This window comes from Streptomyces sp. NPDC046379, from assembly GCF_055587785.1.
The window spans coordinates 125,191-138,325 of sequence record NZ_JBVJFP010000007.1; the positions used below are offsets into that span (position 1 = coordinate 125,191).

The window sequence follows — 13,135 nt, forward strand, 5'->3', positions numbered from 1 at the left end:
GCGTCGAGTGGCCGCCCCGCACGGTCCGCACTTCACTGGGGGAAGGCGTACTCACGACTCCAGGGAGGCGACATGGCCGGACGGCGCAGGCGCTGGGCGGTCGGCGAGGCGGTGCCGGCGGTGGTGCTGGTACTGGCGGTGACGGCGGGGGTCGCGGGGTGCTCCGGAGAGGACTCCCCGGGGAACGTCGCGAGCAGGGCCGCCTCGGCCGCGGAGTCGGCGGCGTCGCGCGGTCAGGACGCGCTCGCGTCGGCGACCGCGAAGGCGGGGCGCAGGTTCGAGGACGTCAAGGACGGTGTCGACGCCAAGAAGGACGTCACCCTGGGCAAGCCCGCCACCGACGGCGACGGCCGTACGACCGTCGAGGTCGGCGCCCGCAACACCACCGGGGACCGCAGGTCCTTCACCGTCCAGGTCGACTTCAAGAACGCGGACGGCGCGTTCCGTGACACGGTCGTCGTCACCGTCTCCGACGTCCCGCCCGGCGAGACCGGCCGGGCCACCGCACGCAGCACCCACGACCTGTCCGGCGAGGTGCGCGCGGAAGTGGCACGGGCGGTGCGCCACTGAGCCACCGCCCGGTCAGGGCGCGACCGGGCGGTCCCGGCCGTCCGGGTCAGCCCGTCAGGACGCGACCGGGCGGTCCCGGTCGTCCGAATCAGCCGGATTAGCCGGATCAGCCGGATCAGCGCCGGGGACCCGCCTCGTCCTCCGTGCGCACTGGGTCCTCCCCCCCCGGTGCACACCGCTCGTGCAGCGCCACGGCGGCCTCCGGTCGCTCCGCCATCCGGCGCTCGCCGCCCGGGGCCCGTGCCCGCGGCCTCCTCGCACCGGTGAGCTGCGACGATCCGGTCACACGGTCCGGGCAGCCCCGGGCGGCGGCAGGTCAGGGCCGGGCCGGCGAGTGGGTCACCGGCCCAGCCAGACGGTGGTGTCCGGCCCCAGCCGTCCGTCCTCGTCCAGCGGGGCGCTGCTCAGCAGGACCTCGCCGGAGGGCAGCGGCACGGAGGCGCCGGACAGGTTCGTCACGCACCGCCAGCCGGGCGAGCGGGTGAAGTGCAGCACGCCGGGCGGGGTGTCGCCGGGGTCGGCCCAGGCCAGCTCCTCCCCGTCGAGCAGCTTGCGCCGCAGCCGCAGGGCCGCGCGGTACAGCTCCAGGGTCGATCCCTCCACCCCGTCCTGCGCCTCGACGGCGTACGACGCGAACTCCGGCGGCTGCGGCAGCCACGCGCCGCCCGCGCCGAAGCCGTACGAGGGACCGGTCGTCGTCCACGGCAGCGGCACCCGGCAGCCGTCGCGGCCCTTGCGGGTGTGGCCGGTCTGTTCCCAGATCGGGTCCTGGAGCACCTGGGTGGGCAGGTCGGCGACCTCGGGCAGGCCCAGTTCCTCGCCCTGGTAGACGTACGACGAACCGGGCAGCGCCAGCATCAGCAGTGTGGCCGCGCGGGCCCGGCGCAGTCCCGCGGCGGTGTCGATCGCGGGGGCCCGGCCGCCGGTCAGCAGCCAGGCGTTGTCGTCGGTGCCGGGCGGGAGCATCAGCCGGGTGGCGTGGCGGACGACGTCGTGGTTGGACAGCACCCAGGTGGCGGAGGCGCCGGCGGCGCGCGCGTCGGCGAGGGAAGCGGTGATGACCCGGCGCAGTTCGCCGGCGTCCCAGCCGGTCTTGAGGTACTCGAAGTTGAATGCCTGGCCCAGTTCGTCCGGACGGGCGTACAGGGCGCGGCGGACGCCCGGGACCCAGGCCTCGGCGACGGCCATGCGGGGCGGTGAGTAGGCGTCGAGGATCTTGCGCCAGTCGCGGTAGATCTCGTGGACCTCGTCGCGGTCGTAGAAGGGGTGGCTGCCGGGCGGCAGGGTGGCGAGGGCGGCCTCGTCGCTCAGTTCGGGCGCGCCCAGGTCGCGCAGCGGCTCGCTCAGGTCCTTGGCGAGGGCGTGGGCGACGTCGACGCGGAAGCCGTCGACGCCGCGGTCGCACCAGAACCGGAGGGTGGTGCGGAAGTCGGCGCGGACCTCCTCGTTCTCCCAGTTGAGGTCGGGCTGCTGGGGGGCGAACAGATGGAGGTACCACTGCCCGTCCGGGACGCGCCGCCAGGCGCTGCCGCCGAAGACGGACTGCCAGTCGGTGGGCGGCAGTTCGCCGCTCCCGCCGCGTCCGTCGCGGAAGACGTACCGGTCGCGGGCGGCCGAGCCGGGGCCGGCGCGCAGCGCCTCCTGGAACCAGACGTGCTGGTGGGAGGTGTGGTTGGGGACGACGTCGACGATGACCTTCAGACCGAGCCGGTGCGCCTCGGCGACCATCGCGTCGAAGTCGTCCAGGGTGCCCAGGCGCGGGTCGACGTCGCGGTAGTCGGCGACGTCGTAGCCGCCGTCGGCGAGTTCGGAGGGGTAGAAGGGGCTCAGCCACAGGGCGTCGACGCCGAGCGCGGCGAGATGGGTCAGCCGCCGTGTGACGCCCTTGAGGTCGCCGAGGCCGTCACCGTCGGCGTCGGCGAAACTGCGGGGGTAGACCTGGTAGATGACGGCCTGGCGCCACCAGTCGGGATTCTGCGGGGAGAGATCGGGCACGCGGTCTCCGTAACAGAGGGCGGACAGAACACAGAGAATCTGTCCACTTGGCCGGAAAAGCGAACATCGGGGGGCAGGCGCGCGGTCGCGGTGACGGCGGGGCGCCCCGGTGGCGGTCACGCGGCACGCCCCGGTGGCGGACCGGGCGGAAACAGACGCCGCGTCATAAGGTCCCCCCGTGGAGCGAATCCCCGTGATCATCGACTGTGACACCGGCGTGGACGACGCCCTGGCCCTGCTGTTCGCCGTGCGTCACCCGCGTCTGGATCTGCGGGCGGTGACCTGCGTCGCCGGGAACACGGATGTGACGGGCGTCGTCCGCAACACCCTCACCGTGCTGGAGCGGGCCGGCGCGCCCGGCGTCCCGGTGGCCCGGGGCGCCGAACGGCCGCTGATCGAGGCGCCGCGCTCGGCCCGGCACGTCCACGGCCACGACGGCATGGGAGACCTCGGTCTGCCCGCCCCGGCCCGCCGCCCGGCCGACGTGGACGCCGTCACCCTGCTGCGCCGCGAGATCCTCGCCTCCCCGCGCCCGGTCACCCTGATTCCCACGGCGCCGTTGACCAACATCGCCCTGCTGCTGCGGACCCACCCGGAGGTGGTGCGGGGCATCGAGCGGATCGTGTTCATGGGCGGTGCGGTGGCCACGGGGAACGCGACGGCGGTCGCCGAGTTCAACGTCTGGCACGACCCGGAGGCCGCCGCGATCCTGCTCACGGCCGGGGTGCCGACGACGATGTACGGGCTCGACGTGTTCCAGCGGGTCGTCGTGCCGTCGGCGGACGTGCGGCGGCTGCGCGCGAGCACCGAGCCGGGCGCCCGTCTGGCGGGCGACCTGCTCTCCCACCGCCCCGCCACGCCCGGCTCCGACCCGGAGGACGAGCCGGCGGGCGGTCTCGGCGACGCGGGCGCGGTCTGCGCGGTCGCCGACCCGGCCGGACTCACCACCGAACTCCTCCCGGTGGAGATCTGCCTCGCGCCGGGCCCGGCCCGCGGCCAGACCGTCGTGGACCGCCGGCCCCGCCCCGGCGAGTCCGAGATCCACGAGGGCGTCCGTCCCCAGCCCCTCGTCGACGTGGCCCTGGACGTCGACGTACGGCGCTATGTCGACCTGTTCCTGACGACGGTGGAGGGACACCCGGCGCACGGGTGATCACCCGGACGGGCCGCCGCGCTGGCCGCCGGCGGCGCGGGGTGATGCCGTGGACGTGACCCCGTCGGCACGTCCCCCTGGAGGCACCCTCGATGGAACGCGTTCCGGCCGCCCGCGCGATCGCCGCCGCTGTGCTGTCGGCGGGGATGCTGAGCGCCTGTTCCACGGGCGGGGAGCAGATCGCTCGGGAGGGACGGCCGGCGGCGCCCGTGTCGTCCGCGCCCGCCTCGCCGGCCTCCCCCAGCGCGCCGCCCAGCCTCACCGAGGCCCAGGCGAGGGCCGCCCTCATCACGGAGAAGGATCTCGGCGAGCCGTGGGCCCCGACCGAGGGCGCGGCGACCTGGCGGGACGGCTTCCTCAAGGCGGGCGTCCCGGCGAACCTGCCCGACTGCCGGCGGCTGCTCGACGTGCTGTACGCCGAGGAGTTGCTCGGCGCGCCCGCCCGCGCGGTCGTCGGGCTGGACGACGGCTGGGACGAGGCGCAGCTGCGCTACCAGGTCACCTCCCGGCCGCCCCGGGACGTGGACGACACCCTGGCCTGGCTGAGGACCCTCCCCCGGACCTGCGCGAAGTTCACGGCCACCACCGCGGGCGGCGCCCGGCGCGGGGTCGAGGTCGAGGAGGCCGACCTGCCGGAGGTGGGGGACGCCCGCCAGGGCCTGCGGGTCACCGTGCGGGCGCAGGACCAGCGCGGTTACGACGGCGAGCCCGTCACCCTCACCCTGGACGTCGTGGCGGTCCGCGTCGGGGAGGACGCGTTCGCCCTGACCAACGGCGGCCTGGGCGAGGTCTACGCCGAGGTGACCCGGGCGGCGGCGGAACTGGGCGCCGAGCGGCTGGCGCAGGTGCGCCGGCAGGGGCGGGTACAGGTGTGAGGGATGCGTCCGCCCTCGGCCTCGCCGGCCCGTCAGTCCCGCTCGAACCGATCCCTGCGGGTCACCACCTCGTGCGCTGCCACCAGCACCGTCCTGCCCTGCGCGAACGCGTGCCCGCGCAGGCGGGCCAGGGCCTCGTCCGCGTCGACGCCGAGCTGCGCCATGATCATGCCGACGGCCTGGTAGACCTCGTCGTGCTCGGTGGCCAGCTCGCTGAGCCAGGGCCGGTCGGGTGAGCGGTCCCCGCTCACCTCACCGAGCGGCAGCACCGTCAGCGCGTTCGTCATCACGCCCGCCATCAGGGTCGCCGTCCGCAGTTCCTCGGGGCTGAGCCCGCCGGGGGTGTCGCGGTAGAGGTCGAGGGTGCCGACGCAGCCGGCGTCGTCGTGCAGCGGCAGCGCGTACACCGCCCGGACGCCGACCTCGGTGGCCTGCTGGGCGAAGACCGGCCAGCGCCCGGCGTCCCGGCCGCCGGTCAGGTCGGCGGCGATCACCGGGCCGCCGGTCCGCGCGGCGTGCAGGCAGGGGCCCTCGCCGAGGGTGGCCTGGATCTCCATCAGGTACGCCGCCCGGTCGTCGCTGGCGCTCAGCGGCACGGGCATGCCGTCGTGGCACAACGACACGCTCGCGCAGCTCACGGGCAGGACGCGGACCGCGACACGGCACAGCCTCCTCGGGATGTCCTCGTGTTCGTCTCTGGGCCGCACGGTCACTCCCTCCACCGGCAGGCCGGAAACGAGGGCCGACTACCCGTGGCCCCCGCACCGAAACCGGCGGCCCCGAGTGGCCTGGACCTCTTCCGGGCGGGACCCGGGACCCCTAGCTTGGGGTGAGGCTCGATCCTTCGCACTCATGTCGCACTCGTACCGCAGTCACGTCGCAGTCATGATGAGGTTGCCGTGTTCGGACCCCCCACATCCGTCACCCGCCCCAGCCCGACCGCCCGTTACGCCCGTGCCGTCGCCGCCGCCGTCTTCGCCACGCTCGCCCTGGTCACCGCGGCCGGTGCGGGGCCCGGGCAGGCGCCGGAACCGGTGGAGCGGGCGGGCGAGGGGCGCCGTACGGCCTCTCCCGCGGGCGGCGGCCCGTGACGGAAATCTCCGCGCATCCGGGACCGGGCACGGCCGCGGCCCCCTTAGCGTGGAGGGCATGTCTGCCCTGGCCAGGATCAGCAGCGCGTTCGCGCCCCGCTTCGCGGAGTTCGCCTTCGAACCCGGTTTCACGGCCGCCGTCGACCAGCACGTCGCCGAGGTCAGGGACCGCCTGTCGGCGAACGGCTCCGGCCTGGTCCCGCGTCCGCCGCACCGGGAGGACCTCGCCGACTACGCCCTCGGCTTCCTGGACGCCCTGGAGGAGCTGGACTGGCGCGAGCCGGTCGGCCACGACTACGCGGTGTGCCGGCTGACCGCCATCAGCTGGCTGGTCCACCGGCACGGCCTGCTCACCGAGGACGACTCCCCGGCACAGGGCCGGGGCCTGTCCTAGCCGGAACCGGGAGACCCCTCTCCGGCCCGGGAGGGCAGGCCCGCACACGGCCCCGGCGGCCGGCGGGTCACATGCCCGTCGACCCGGGCCGGTCCGTGCGGCCCGGCATGTCCGTGCGCTCCCGCGCCGGCTGGTTCGACATCGCGTCCTCACGCCCCGCCTGGTAGGCCGAGGCGCCGCCCCGCGCGCGGGCCGTCTCCTGCTCGGCGGTGTCCAGCCACCGCTCCCAGCGCTGCCGCATCGGCATGATCATGCCGCCGCCGACGCCGACGATCAGGATGCCCGCCGCCGCGGCCAGCGCCGCGTACAGCACCGGCTGCGTCACGGCGACCGCGATGCCCGCCTGGCCCAGGGCGGCGATCACGCCGAGGCCGACGATGCAGGCCCAGGCGATGGTCGCGACCGTGCGGCCGTACGACATCGAGGACAGCGCGCTCTGCACGATCCCGCGCACCGCGTTGGCGATGGCCATGGCCACCACGATCAGCACCACGGCCACGATGCCGCGCGGGATCCAGGAGACGATGCCGTCGATCATCCGGCTGACGGGGTTCGTGCCGAAGACGCCCAGCGCCAGCTGGAGGGTGATCAGCATCAGCGCGTAGTACACGATCTTGCAGACGATGCCGGTCAGGTCGTACTTGGACTCCCTCAGCATCCGCGACGCGCCCGCCCGCTCCGACAGCCGCTCGGAGCCCACCTTGCGCAGGACCCGGTCCAGCACACGGGCGATCATCTTGGACACGAACCAGCCGATGGCCAGGATCACCAGGAAGCCGACGAGCTTCGGCACGAACGTGGCGATCCTCGACCAGGCGTCGTTGATTCCCGAGGTGAAGTCGATGGACAGACTCGTGGAGCTCGTGGAGAAAGTGGTGGCCATGCGCTGCACTTCCTTCGTCGGGTACGGACGACCCCTCCTTCGTGGATAGCAGCGCGCTCGGCGAGCGGCCCGGTGGACACCGCCGAACGGGTGGAACCGGTGCGCTCCCGGGGCCGTACGCCCGCGCGCCCTCCGCGGAAGCACACGCCCGCGCTCGGCTCGGTGATCGGCTCCGCGGGCGGCTGTCCGGTCAGCTCTGCGCCTGGAGCCCTTCCAGCTGCCGCAGCTGGCCGCGCACATGCTCCAGCGCGCCCTCCCGCCGGCCCGGCACCCGGCCGCGCAGCTCCACCAGCGCCGTGCCCAGCTCCCGCGCGGCGGACCGGTCGCGGACCTCGCCCCACTGGTGGTGCGCCCGGTCGACGGCGGCCTCGACGGCGGGCGCGTCCGGCGGCTGCCCGGCGGCCAGCCGGACGGCGGCGACGTGGAGCCAGGTGCGGCAGCTGCGGACCGCGTCGCCGGCGAACATCGCCAGGTCGGCGCGGACCTCCGCCCAGTGCAGCGCCTCCTCGGAGGCCGGCCCGTGCGCCCGTACGGCGGCCTGCTCCCAGCGCTCGGCCAGCCCGTCGGCGTCGGCGTGCCGGCCGGCCTGCACGGCGGCGGTGATCGCGGCGTGCGGGTCGCTCACCGCGGGCGGCCGCGCGGCGAGCACCAGGCCGACGACGCTCTCCTCGCCGGCCAGCCGGGCCAGCGCCTGCTGGTGGAGCTGCTCGACGGGCGGGCGGTGACCGCTGCGCAGGATCGTGGCGACGGCCTTCATGTACGCCGGTCCGCCGACCGCCCGCCGGGAGGGCGGGGGCGCGACGCGTCCGTAGAGGGCGGCGTTGGTCCCGGCGTCCAGCGGGGCGCGGGCGAGCACCTCCCAGGCGTCGGCGTCGGCGTGCAGGTCGACGAAGAGGGTGGTCGTGCCGGGCGGGCGCAGCCGCAGCTCCTCCCGGAACCAGTGCCAGGGCAACGCCGTGTAGCGGACCGTGGCGGGCGTGGTGCGGGCCAGCGCGAGGTGGGGCAGGCTCTGGCGGCGGTCCAGCTGGACCTGGCCGGTGACGAACACGGTGAGCGGTCCGGGCGCGGTGGCGGCGGCGCGCAGCCGGGTCAGCACGGCCTGCGGCTCCAGCGGGTCGGCGAGCTCCACGACGTTGGCGGTCTCGGCGCCGGCCAGCACGCCCGGCGCGACCGCCGCGAGCACCGGAAGCACGCCCGCGGCGTCCACCAACCGGCCCTTGCCCACGGGCGAGGCGGCGAGCAGCAGCACGGTTCCGGGCATGGTTTCCCCTCCCCTGTCGATCACGTACCGCCACCGTAGCCGCTGACCGCGGGCGGCACCCACGCCCTGCGGGCAATGACGTTCACGCCCGCCGCACGGCGAACACCGTCGTGTCGTCCCGGAGGCGCCCGTCGCAGTGCCCCAGCACCCCGTCCCGGACGAAGGCGACCAGCTGCCGGGGTCCGGCCGGCCGCGGGTCCGCCGCGAACCGCCGGGTCACCTCGGCGACCAGCGGATAGAACCCGCCGTCGGCACCGCGCGCCTCCGTCACCCCGTCGGTGGTGAGCAGCAGCGTCTCCCCGGGGGCCAGCGGAAACCTCCGCACGGGCGGCACCGTCCGGCCCGCCGGGGCGAGTTCGCCGAATCCCAGCGGCAGCCCCTCACCGGCCGGCAGGGCCCGCACCCCCGCCTCCCCCACCACCAGCGGCGGCTCGTGTCCGAAATTGACGACGTCCACCGCGTCCCGCACGCCCGCCGGGAAGTCGATCAGCACGGCCGTGGCGAACCGGTCGCCGCCCTCGCGGCCCAGCGCGGCCATGTGCTCCCGGTGCCGCCGCAGCCGCACCTCCAGCCGCTCGGCGACGACCGACAACTCCGCCTCGTGGTACCCCGCCTCGCGGAACGTCCCCAGCAGCGCCGCCGCGGTCTCCACCGCGCCCAGCCCCTTGCCCTGCACGTCCCCGACCAGGACCCGGGTGCCGTGGGGGCCGGGCTGGATGTCGTAGAAGTCGCCGCCGACGCGCGCCTCGCTGTCCGCGGCGAGGTACACCTCCGCGTGGTCGAGGCCGCCCCACCCGTCGGGCAGCGGGCGCAGCACGGTTCCGCGCGTCGTCTCGGCGATGTCCCGCATGTGCACCATCCGCCGCTCCGCGCGCACCCGTACGGCGCACGCGGCGGTGGCCAGCAGTCCGCCGACGGCGACCAGGATGAAGTCGGGCAGCCCGGCCCGGTACTCGTTGGGCCAGGCGCCGTCCAGGGCGACGTAGGTGACGAGGCCGATCACCGCGAACGCGGCCGTGCCCCACACCCCGCAGATCGCGGAGGCGATGCCGGGGACGAGCACGATCCAGGAGACGATCCGGAAGTCGCCGGGGGTGTTGACGTCGATCAGGGCGATGGCGAGGCTCAGCAGCAGCGGCGGCACCCAGGCGACGCTGCGGCCGCGCACGCGCAGCACGGGCGGCTGGCGCACGAGGTCCCCGCGCCCGGTGACGGCATACCGCCCGCCCATGGAAGACCCGCCGCCGACGGAGTACCGGTCGGCCTGCCGAAGGCGGCCGGGCAGCCGCCGGCTCCCGCCTTCGCCGCGGCGCCCGGGCCTCATGCGTTCCAGTCCCGGCGAAACGGGCTTCATGCCGCCCAGGGAAGCACGCGCCCGCCGACCGCGCATCCCGTCCGGGACCGCGCCGGACACCACGGGCGGGGCGGACGCCACCGGCGGTCCGGGCTCCGCGCGCGGTCCAGGTGCCGCGGGCGGTCCGGGCGGCGCGCGCGGCACGGCAGGGGCCGACTTGCCGCCCGTGCGCCCGGGGTGTGCCCTGGAATGCGGGGGCGAGGAGAGAGAGGAGTGCTGTCCATGGCTCAAGCGCTACCGTCCTCCGGCCGCGGCCGTCACACCGGCCCCGCCCGCACCCGCCCGTCCGACCGCGCCCGCCCACCCGACGTCTTCGGCCCGCGCGTGCACCGGGCCGCCGCGTGGGCCTGGCCCGTGGCGCTCGGGCTGGTCTACGGCTACTGGGCGGCGGCCAACCGCCGCGAGGCGGGCCCGATCACCGGCTGGAACCTGTTGTTCGGCTTCGTCACGGCGCTCGTGTTCATCGTCGCCTACGTCGCCCTGCGGGCGCTCGTTCCGCGGTTGAGCGAGGGCCGGCACGCCGTGATGTGGGCGGCGTTCGCCGCGACCACGCTGGGCCTGTTGTTCAGCCTGTCCGGCATGTCGGTGCTGCGCTCGACGGTGCTGGCGCTGCTGGTGGGGGCAGGCGTCTTCGCGGCGCTGTACTACCGCTACACGACACGCCCGAACGTGGACGCGGACGCGGGGGCCGACGAGCGCCGTTCCCCACGTCACCGGCGACGTCCCTGAACCCGGCGCACCGGCCGTACCGGCGACTCCGGTCATCCGGGGCGCCGGTCACCCGGGCTCCTGGGCTTTCGGGCTTCCGGACTTCCCGGCTCCCGGACTCCCGGACTCCCTGACTCCCGGGCTTCCCCGAACCTCTGGACTTCCCGGCTCCCGGACTCCCCGGCTTCCCCGGACCTCCGGACTTCCCCGGCCCCCCGGACTTCCCGGCTCCCGGACTCCCCGGCTTCCCCGGACCTCCGGACTTCCCCGGACCCCCGGACTTCCCGGCTCCCGGGCTTCCGGACATGCGTGGACCCCGGCGGGGTGGGCCGGGGTCCTTCGCTTTCCCTCATCCCTCCCCACCAGGAAACACCCGTTCGGGCGAACCCTCCACCGGAGGCGAGAACCCGCAGCTCGACGGCCCGAGCAGTCCTCGCGACTCGGACTTCCGAGCCGCCCCCGAGCGTGGCTGGGGACCTCCCGAGCCAGTCCCCCCTCACGGACCACCCGTTCGGCGGCGTCCCGCTCGCCGCCCCCGCCGCGGCGGCCTTCGCTGGAGGCGTGTCCTCCCGTCCCCCACGCCCCCGGCGCCGCCGCGACACCGTGTCGGCCACGCTGATCGCCCTGTGCTGTCTGCTCGCGCCGCTCGGCACGGTGGCGGCGTGGGCGGCGTACGGACTGACCGACACCGGGCGCTACGTCCGCGCCATGGCGCCGCTGGCCTGTGATCCGGCCGTCCGCGAGGAGGTCGCCCGGACCGTGGCCGCCGAGGTCCGGGGCACGCTGCCGATGCCGACTCCCCTGCGCTCCTTCGTGGACGACGCGATCCACTCGTTCACCCGTACGGAGGCGTTCCGCGCCGGCTGGGACGCGGCGAACCGGGTCACGCACGACGCCGTGCTGAGCGCCCTGCGCGACGACCACCGGGCGAGCGGCCCGGTGACGGTCGACCTCGCGCCCGTGACCGCGCAGATCAAACACCGGTTGTCCGCGGAGAACGTGCCGCTGGCGGACCGCATCCCCGTCGAGCGCACTGAGATCTCCGTGCTGCCGGAGCGGGACCTGGACCGGCTGAGGAAGGGTTTCCACATGCTCGAAGTCGCCGCGTTCTGGCTCCCGTCGGCGGCCGTCGCCTGCGCCGTCGCCGGCATCGCGCTGGCGACCCGGCGCCGCCGCGCGCTCACCGCGACCGCCCTCGGCACGGCCCTGGGCGGCGCGCTGCTCGCCCTCGCCGTCGCGGTCGGCCGCCGGCTGACCCTGTCCGACGTCCCCGCCGACGTCTCCCGCCCGGCCGCCGGCGCGGTCTACGACGCCCTGACCGCGAGCCTGCGCACGGCGTCCTGGCTGCTCCTCGCCCTCGGCCTCGCGGTGGCCGGCGCGGCCTGGCTCAGCGGCCGGTGCGCCCCGCTCGCGCAACGCCGGCAAGCGTCCGCAGCGCCCGCTCCAGCTCCGGAACCCCGGCCGACGCGAGCCCGAGCCTGACGGCATCCGGCGTGCGGTGCGGATCGACGGCGAAGGCGGTACCCGGCGTGACGGCGATGCCGTGCTCGGCCGCGGCGGCCGTGAAGGTGTCGGCGCGCCACGGTGCGGGCAGCTCCCACCAGGCGAAATAGGCGCGCGGGTCGGCCCGTACGGCGAACCCCTCCAGACAGGCGGCGACCAGCCGCTGCCGCCGCCGCGCGTCCTCCCGCTTGGCCGCCACCAGCGACTCCACGGTCCCGTCGGCGATCCACCGCACGGCCGCCTCCAGCGCGAACCGCCCCGCGCTCCACCCTCCGGAGCGCACCGCCGCCCCCACGGCCTCCACCCGCCGCGGCGGCACGACGGCGAAGCCGACCGTCAGCCCGGGCGCGACCCGCTTGGACAGCCCGTCGACCACGTGCGCCAGGTCGGGCGCGTGGGCGGCCACCGGCACGGCGTCGTCGTCGTGCAGGAAGGACCAGATCCGGTCCTCCACCACGGGCAGCGCCAACCGCACGACCGTCTCGCCCAGTTCGCGGCACCGGTCCGGGGAGGTGCGCAGCGAGGTCGGGTTGTGCAGGGCGGGCTGGAGGTAGAGCGCGGAGAGCGGGGCGGTGCGGTGGGCGGCGGCGACGGCGTCCGGGCGGGGTCCCTCCGCGTCCGAGGGGAGCGGCACCAGCGTGATGCCGAGCCGGCCGGCGATCTCCTTGACCAGGGGATACGTCAGCTCCTCCACGCCGACCCGGCCGCCGGGACGGACCAGGGAGGCCAGCACGGCGGCGATGGCCTGCCGGGCGTTGCCCGTGAAGACCACCTGCCCGGGACCGGGCCGCCAGCCGGGAAGCGCGAGCAGTCCGGCGACGGCGTCACGGGCGGACGGCGTGCCGGTGGCGGCGGCGGGCCGCAGCGCCTCGGCGAGCACGTCGGGTCGCAGCAGCGGCCCGAGGGCGGGGGCGAGCAGCTCCGACTGCCCCGGCGCGGAGGGGTAGTTCAGCTGCAGATTCACCGGTGCGGCACCGGCGCCGACGGCTTGGCCGATCAGGGGAACGGTCCCGGCGCCCTCGCCGCTCACCGGCGCGGCGTCGGCCCCGGCGGCCTCGACCAGCGCCCGTGCCTGCCCCGCGGCGACCGGCGAGGCCCGTACGAACGTGCCGCGTCCGACCTCGCCCACCACCAGCCCGCGCCGCACGAGTTCGCCGTAGACGCGCCCGGCGGTGGAGGCGGCGATGCCGTGCCGGCGCGCGAACCACCGCTGGGGCGGCAGTCGCTGCCCCGGCGCGAGCCGCCCGGAGGCGATGTCACCGGCGATCCGGTCGGCGATCCGCCGGAAGTCGCCGTCCGCCATGCCTCCCCGCCCTCACATTGCACCGAGGGCAAAGATCTTATTGCA

At 75.7% G+C, this 13,135-nt stretch carries 13 protein-coding genes; 7 read left to right on the forward strand and 6 right to left on the reverse strand.

Annotated elements, in window-relative coordinates; genetic code table 11:
* Positions 1–72 precede the first annotated feature (72 nt).
* Positions 73–570 carry a hypothetical protein gene (locus ACZ6KF_RS14805; RefSeq protein WP_469238600.1) on the forward strand — a complete coding sequence of 166 codons (498 nt, stop codon included), beginning with the start codon at positions 73–75 and terminating at the stop codon, positions 568–570.
* 339 nt (positions 571–909) lie between these two features.
* On the opposite strand, the gene ACZ6KF_RS14810 is transcribed toward ACZ6KF_RS14805, so the two are convergent.
* Complete coding sequence (locus ACZ6KF_RS14810; RefSeq protein WP_356631402.1) at positions 910–2,565, reverse strand: glycoside hydrolase family 13 protein; 1,656 nt, start codon at positions 2,563–2,565, stop codon at positions 910–912.
* 178 nt (positions 2,566–2,743) lie between these two features.
* Here ACZ6KF_RS14810 and ACZ6KF_RS14815 point away from each other — a divergent pair, with 178 nt between their 5' ends.
* Together ACZ6KF_RS14815 and ACZ6KF_RS14820 are read left to right on the forward strand one after the other, a co-directional pair.
* On the forward strand, positions 2,744–3,718 hold the full coding sequence (locus ACZ6KF_RS14815; RefSeq protein ID WP_469238602.1) for a nucleoside hydrolase: 975 nt from the start codon (positions 2,744–2,746) through the stop codon (positions 3,716–3,718).
* A 92-nt stretch (positions 3,719–3,810) separates the two neighbouring features.
* Entirely contained in the window at positions 3,811–4,593 is a 783-nt protein-coding gene (locus ACZ6KF_RS14820; protein WP_356631406.1) for a hypothetical protein, read from the forward strand.
* 32 nt (positions 4,594–4,625) lie between these two features.
* Here ACZ6KF_RS14820 and ACZ6KF_RS14825 read toward each other — a convergent pair whose 3' ends face one another.
* On the reverse strand, positions 4,626–5,300 hold the full coding sequence (locus ACZ6KF_RS14825; RefSeq protein ID WP_356631408.1) for a GAF and ANTAR domain-containing protein: 675 nt from the start codon (positions 5,298–5,300) through the stop codon (positions 4,626–4,628).
* A gap of 192 nt (positions 5,301–5,492) precedes the next feature.
* Here ACZ6KF_RS14825 and ACZ6KF_RS14830 point away from each other — a divergent pair, with 192 nt between their 5' ends.
* Complete coding sequence (locus ACZ6KF_RS14830) at positions 5,493–5,684, forward strand: hypothetical protein (RefSeq protein ID WP_469175674.1); 192 nt, start codon at positions 5,493–5,495, stop codon at positions 5,682–5,684.
* A 58-nt stretch (positions 5,685–5,742) separates the two neighbouring features.
* Positions 5,743–6,078: a DUF6401 family natural product biosynthesis protein gene (locus ACZ6KF_RS14835; RefSeq protein ID WP_356631410.1), complete on the forward strand. Its 336-nt coding sequence runs from the start codon at positions 5,743–5,745 to the stop codon at positions 6,076–6,078.
* Between the two features lie 67 nt (positions 6,079–6,145).
* On the opposite strand, the gene ACZ6KF_RS14840 is transcribed toward ACZ6KF_RS14835, so the two are convergent.
* The 3 genes from ACZ6KF_RS14840 to ACZ6KF_RS14850 form a co-directional block, all read right to left on the reverse strand.
* Positions 6,146–6,961: a mechanosensitive ion channel family protein gene (locus ACZ6KF_RS14840; protein WP_356631412.1), complete on the reverse strand. Its 816-nt coding sequence runs from the start codon at positions 6,959–6,961 to the stop codon at positions 6,146–6,148.
* 190 nt (positions 6,962–7,151) lie between these two features.
* Positions 7,152–8,222 carry a hypothetical protein gene (locus ACZ6KF_RS14845; protein WP_469238604.1) on the reverse strand — a complete coding sequence of 357 codons (1,071 nt, stop codon included), beginning with the start codon at positions 8,220–8,222 and terminating at the stop codon, positions 7,152–7,154.
* An 82-nt stretch (positions 8,223–8,304) separates the two neighbouring features.
* Positions 8,305–9,453 carry a PP2C family protein-serine/threonine phosphatase gene (locus ACZ6KF_RS14850; protein ID WP_469238736.1) on the reverse strand — a complete coding sequence of 383 codons (1,149 nt, stop codon included), beginning with the start codon at positions 9,451–9,453 and terminating at the stop codon, positions 8,305–8,307.
* A gap of 345 nt (positions 9,454–9,798) precedes the next feature.
* On the opposite strand from ACZ6KF_RS14850, the gene ACZ6KF_RS14855 reads away from it, so the two are divergent.
* A complete protein-coding gene (locus tag ACZ6KF_RS14855) occupies positions 9,799–10,305 on the forward strand; it encodes a hypothetical protein (RefSeq protein ID WP_356631418.1) in 507 nt (168 codons plus the stop codon).
* A gap of 540 nt (positions 10,306–10,845) precedes the next feature.
* Entirely contained in the window at positions 10,846–11,766 is a 921-nt protein-coding gene (locus tag ACZ6KF_RS14860; RefSeq protein ID WP_469238606.1) for a hypothetical protein, read from the forward strand.
* Here the strand turns inward: ACZ6KF_RS14860 and ACZ6KF_RS14865 are convergent.
* Positions 11,672–13,090 (reverse strand): aminotransferase-like domain-containing protein, encoded by a 1,419-nt coding sequence (locus tag ACZ6KF_RS14865; RefSeq protein WP_469238608.1) that lies wholly within the window; start codon positions 13,088–13,090, stop codon positions 11,672–11,674. The two genes, ACZ6KF_RS14860 and ACZ6KF_RS14865, sit on opposite strands and share 95 nt — an antisense overlap.
* Positions 13,091–13,135 lie beyond the last annotated feature (45 nt).

Excerpts from the sequence above, each read along its gene's own strand:
- ACZ6KF_RS14805 (WP_469238600.1), top strand. The coding sequence starts at position 73 with ATGGCCGGACGGCGCAGGCGCTGGGCGGTCGGCGAGGCGGTGCCGGCG.
- ACZ6KF_RS14820 (WP_356631406.1), top strand. The coding sequence starts at position 3,811 with ATGGAACGCGTTCCGGCCGCCCGCGCGATCGCCGCCGCTGTGCTGTCG.
- ACZ6KF_RS14835 (WP_356631410.1), top strand. The coding sequence starts at position 5,743 with ATGTCTGCCCTGGCCAGGATCAGCAGCGCGTTCGCGCCCCGCTTCGCG.
- ACZ6KF_RS14840 (WP_356631412.1), bottom strand. The coding sequence starts at position 6,961 with ATGGCCACCACTTTCTCCACGAGCTCCACGAGTCTGTCCATCGACTTC.
- ACZ6KF_RS14845 (WP_469238604.1), bottom strand. The coding sequence starts at position 8,222 with ATGCCCGGAACCGTGCTGCTGCTCGCCGCCTCGCCCGTGGGCAAGGGC.
- ACZ6KF_RS14850 (WP_469238736.1), bottom strand. The coding sequence starts at position 9,453 with ATGGGCGGGCGGTATGCCGTCACCGGGCGCGGGGACCTCGTGCGCCAG.
- ACZ6KF_RS14855 (WP_356631418.1), top strand. The coding sequence starts at position 9,799 with ATGGCTCAAGCGCTACCGTCCTCCGGCCGCGGCCGTCACACCGGCCCC.
- ACZ6KF_RS14865 (WP_469238608.1), bottom strand. The coding sequence starts at position 13,090 with ATGGCGGACGGCGACTTCCGGCGGATCGCCGACCGGATCGCCGGTGAC.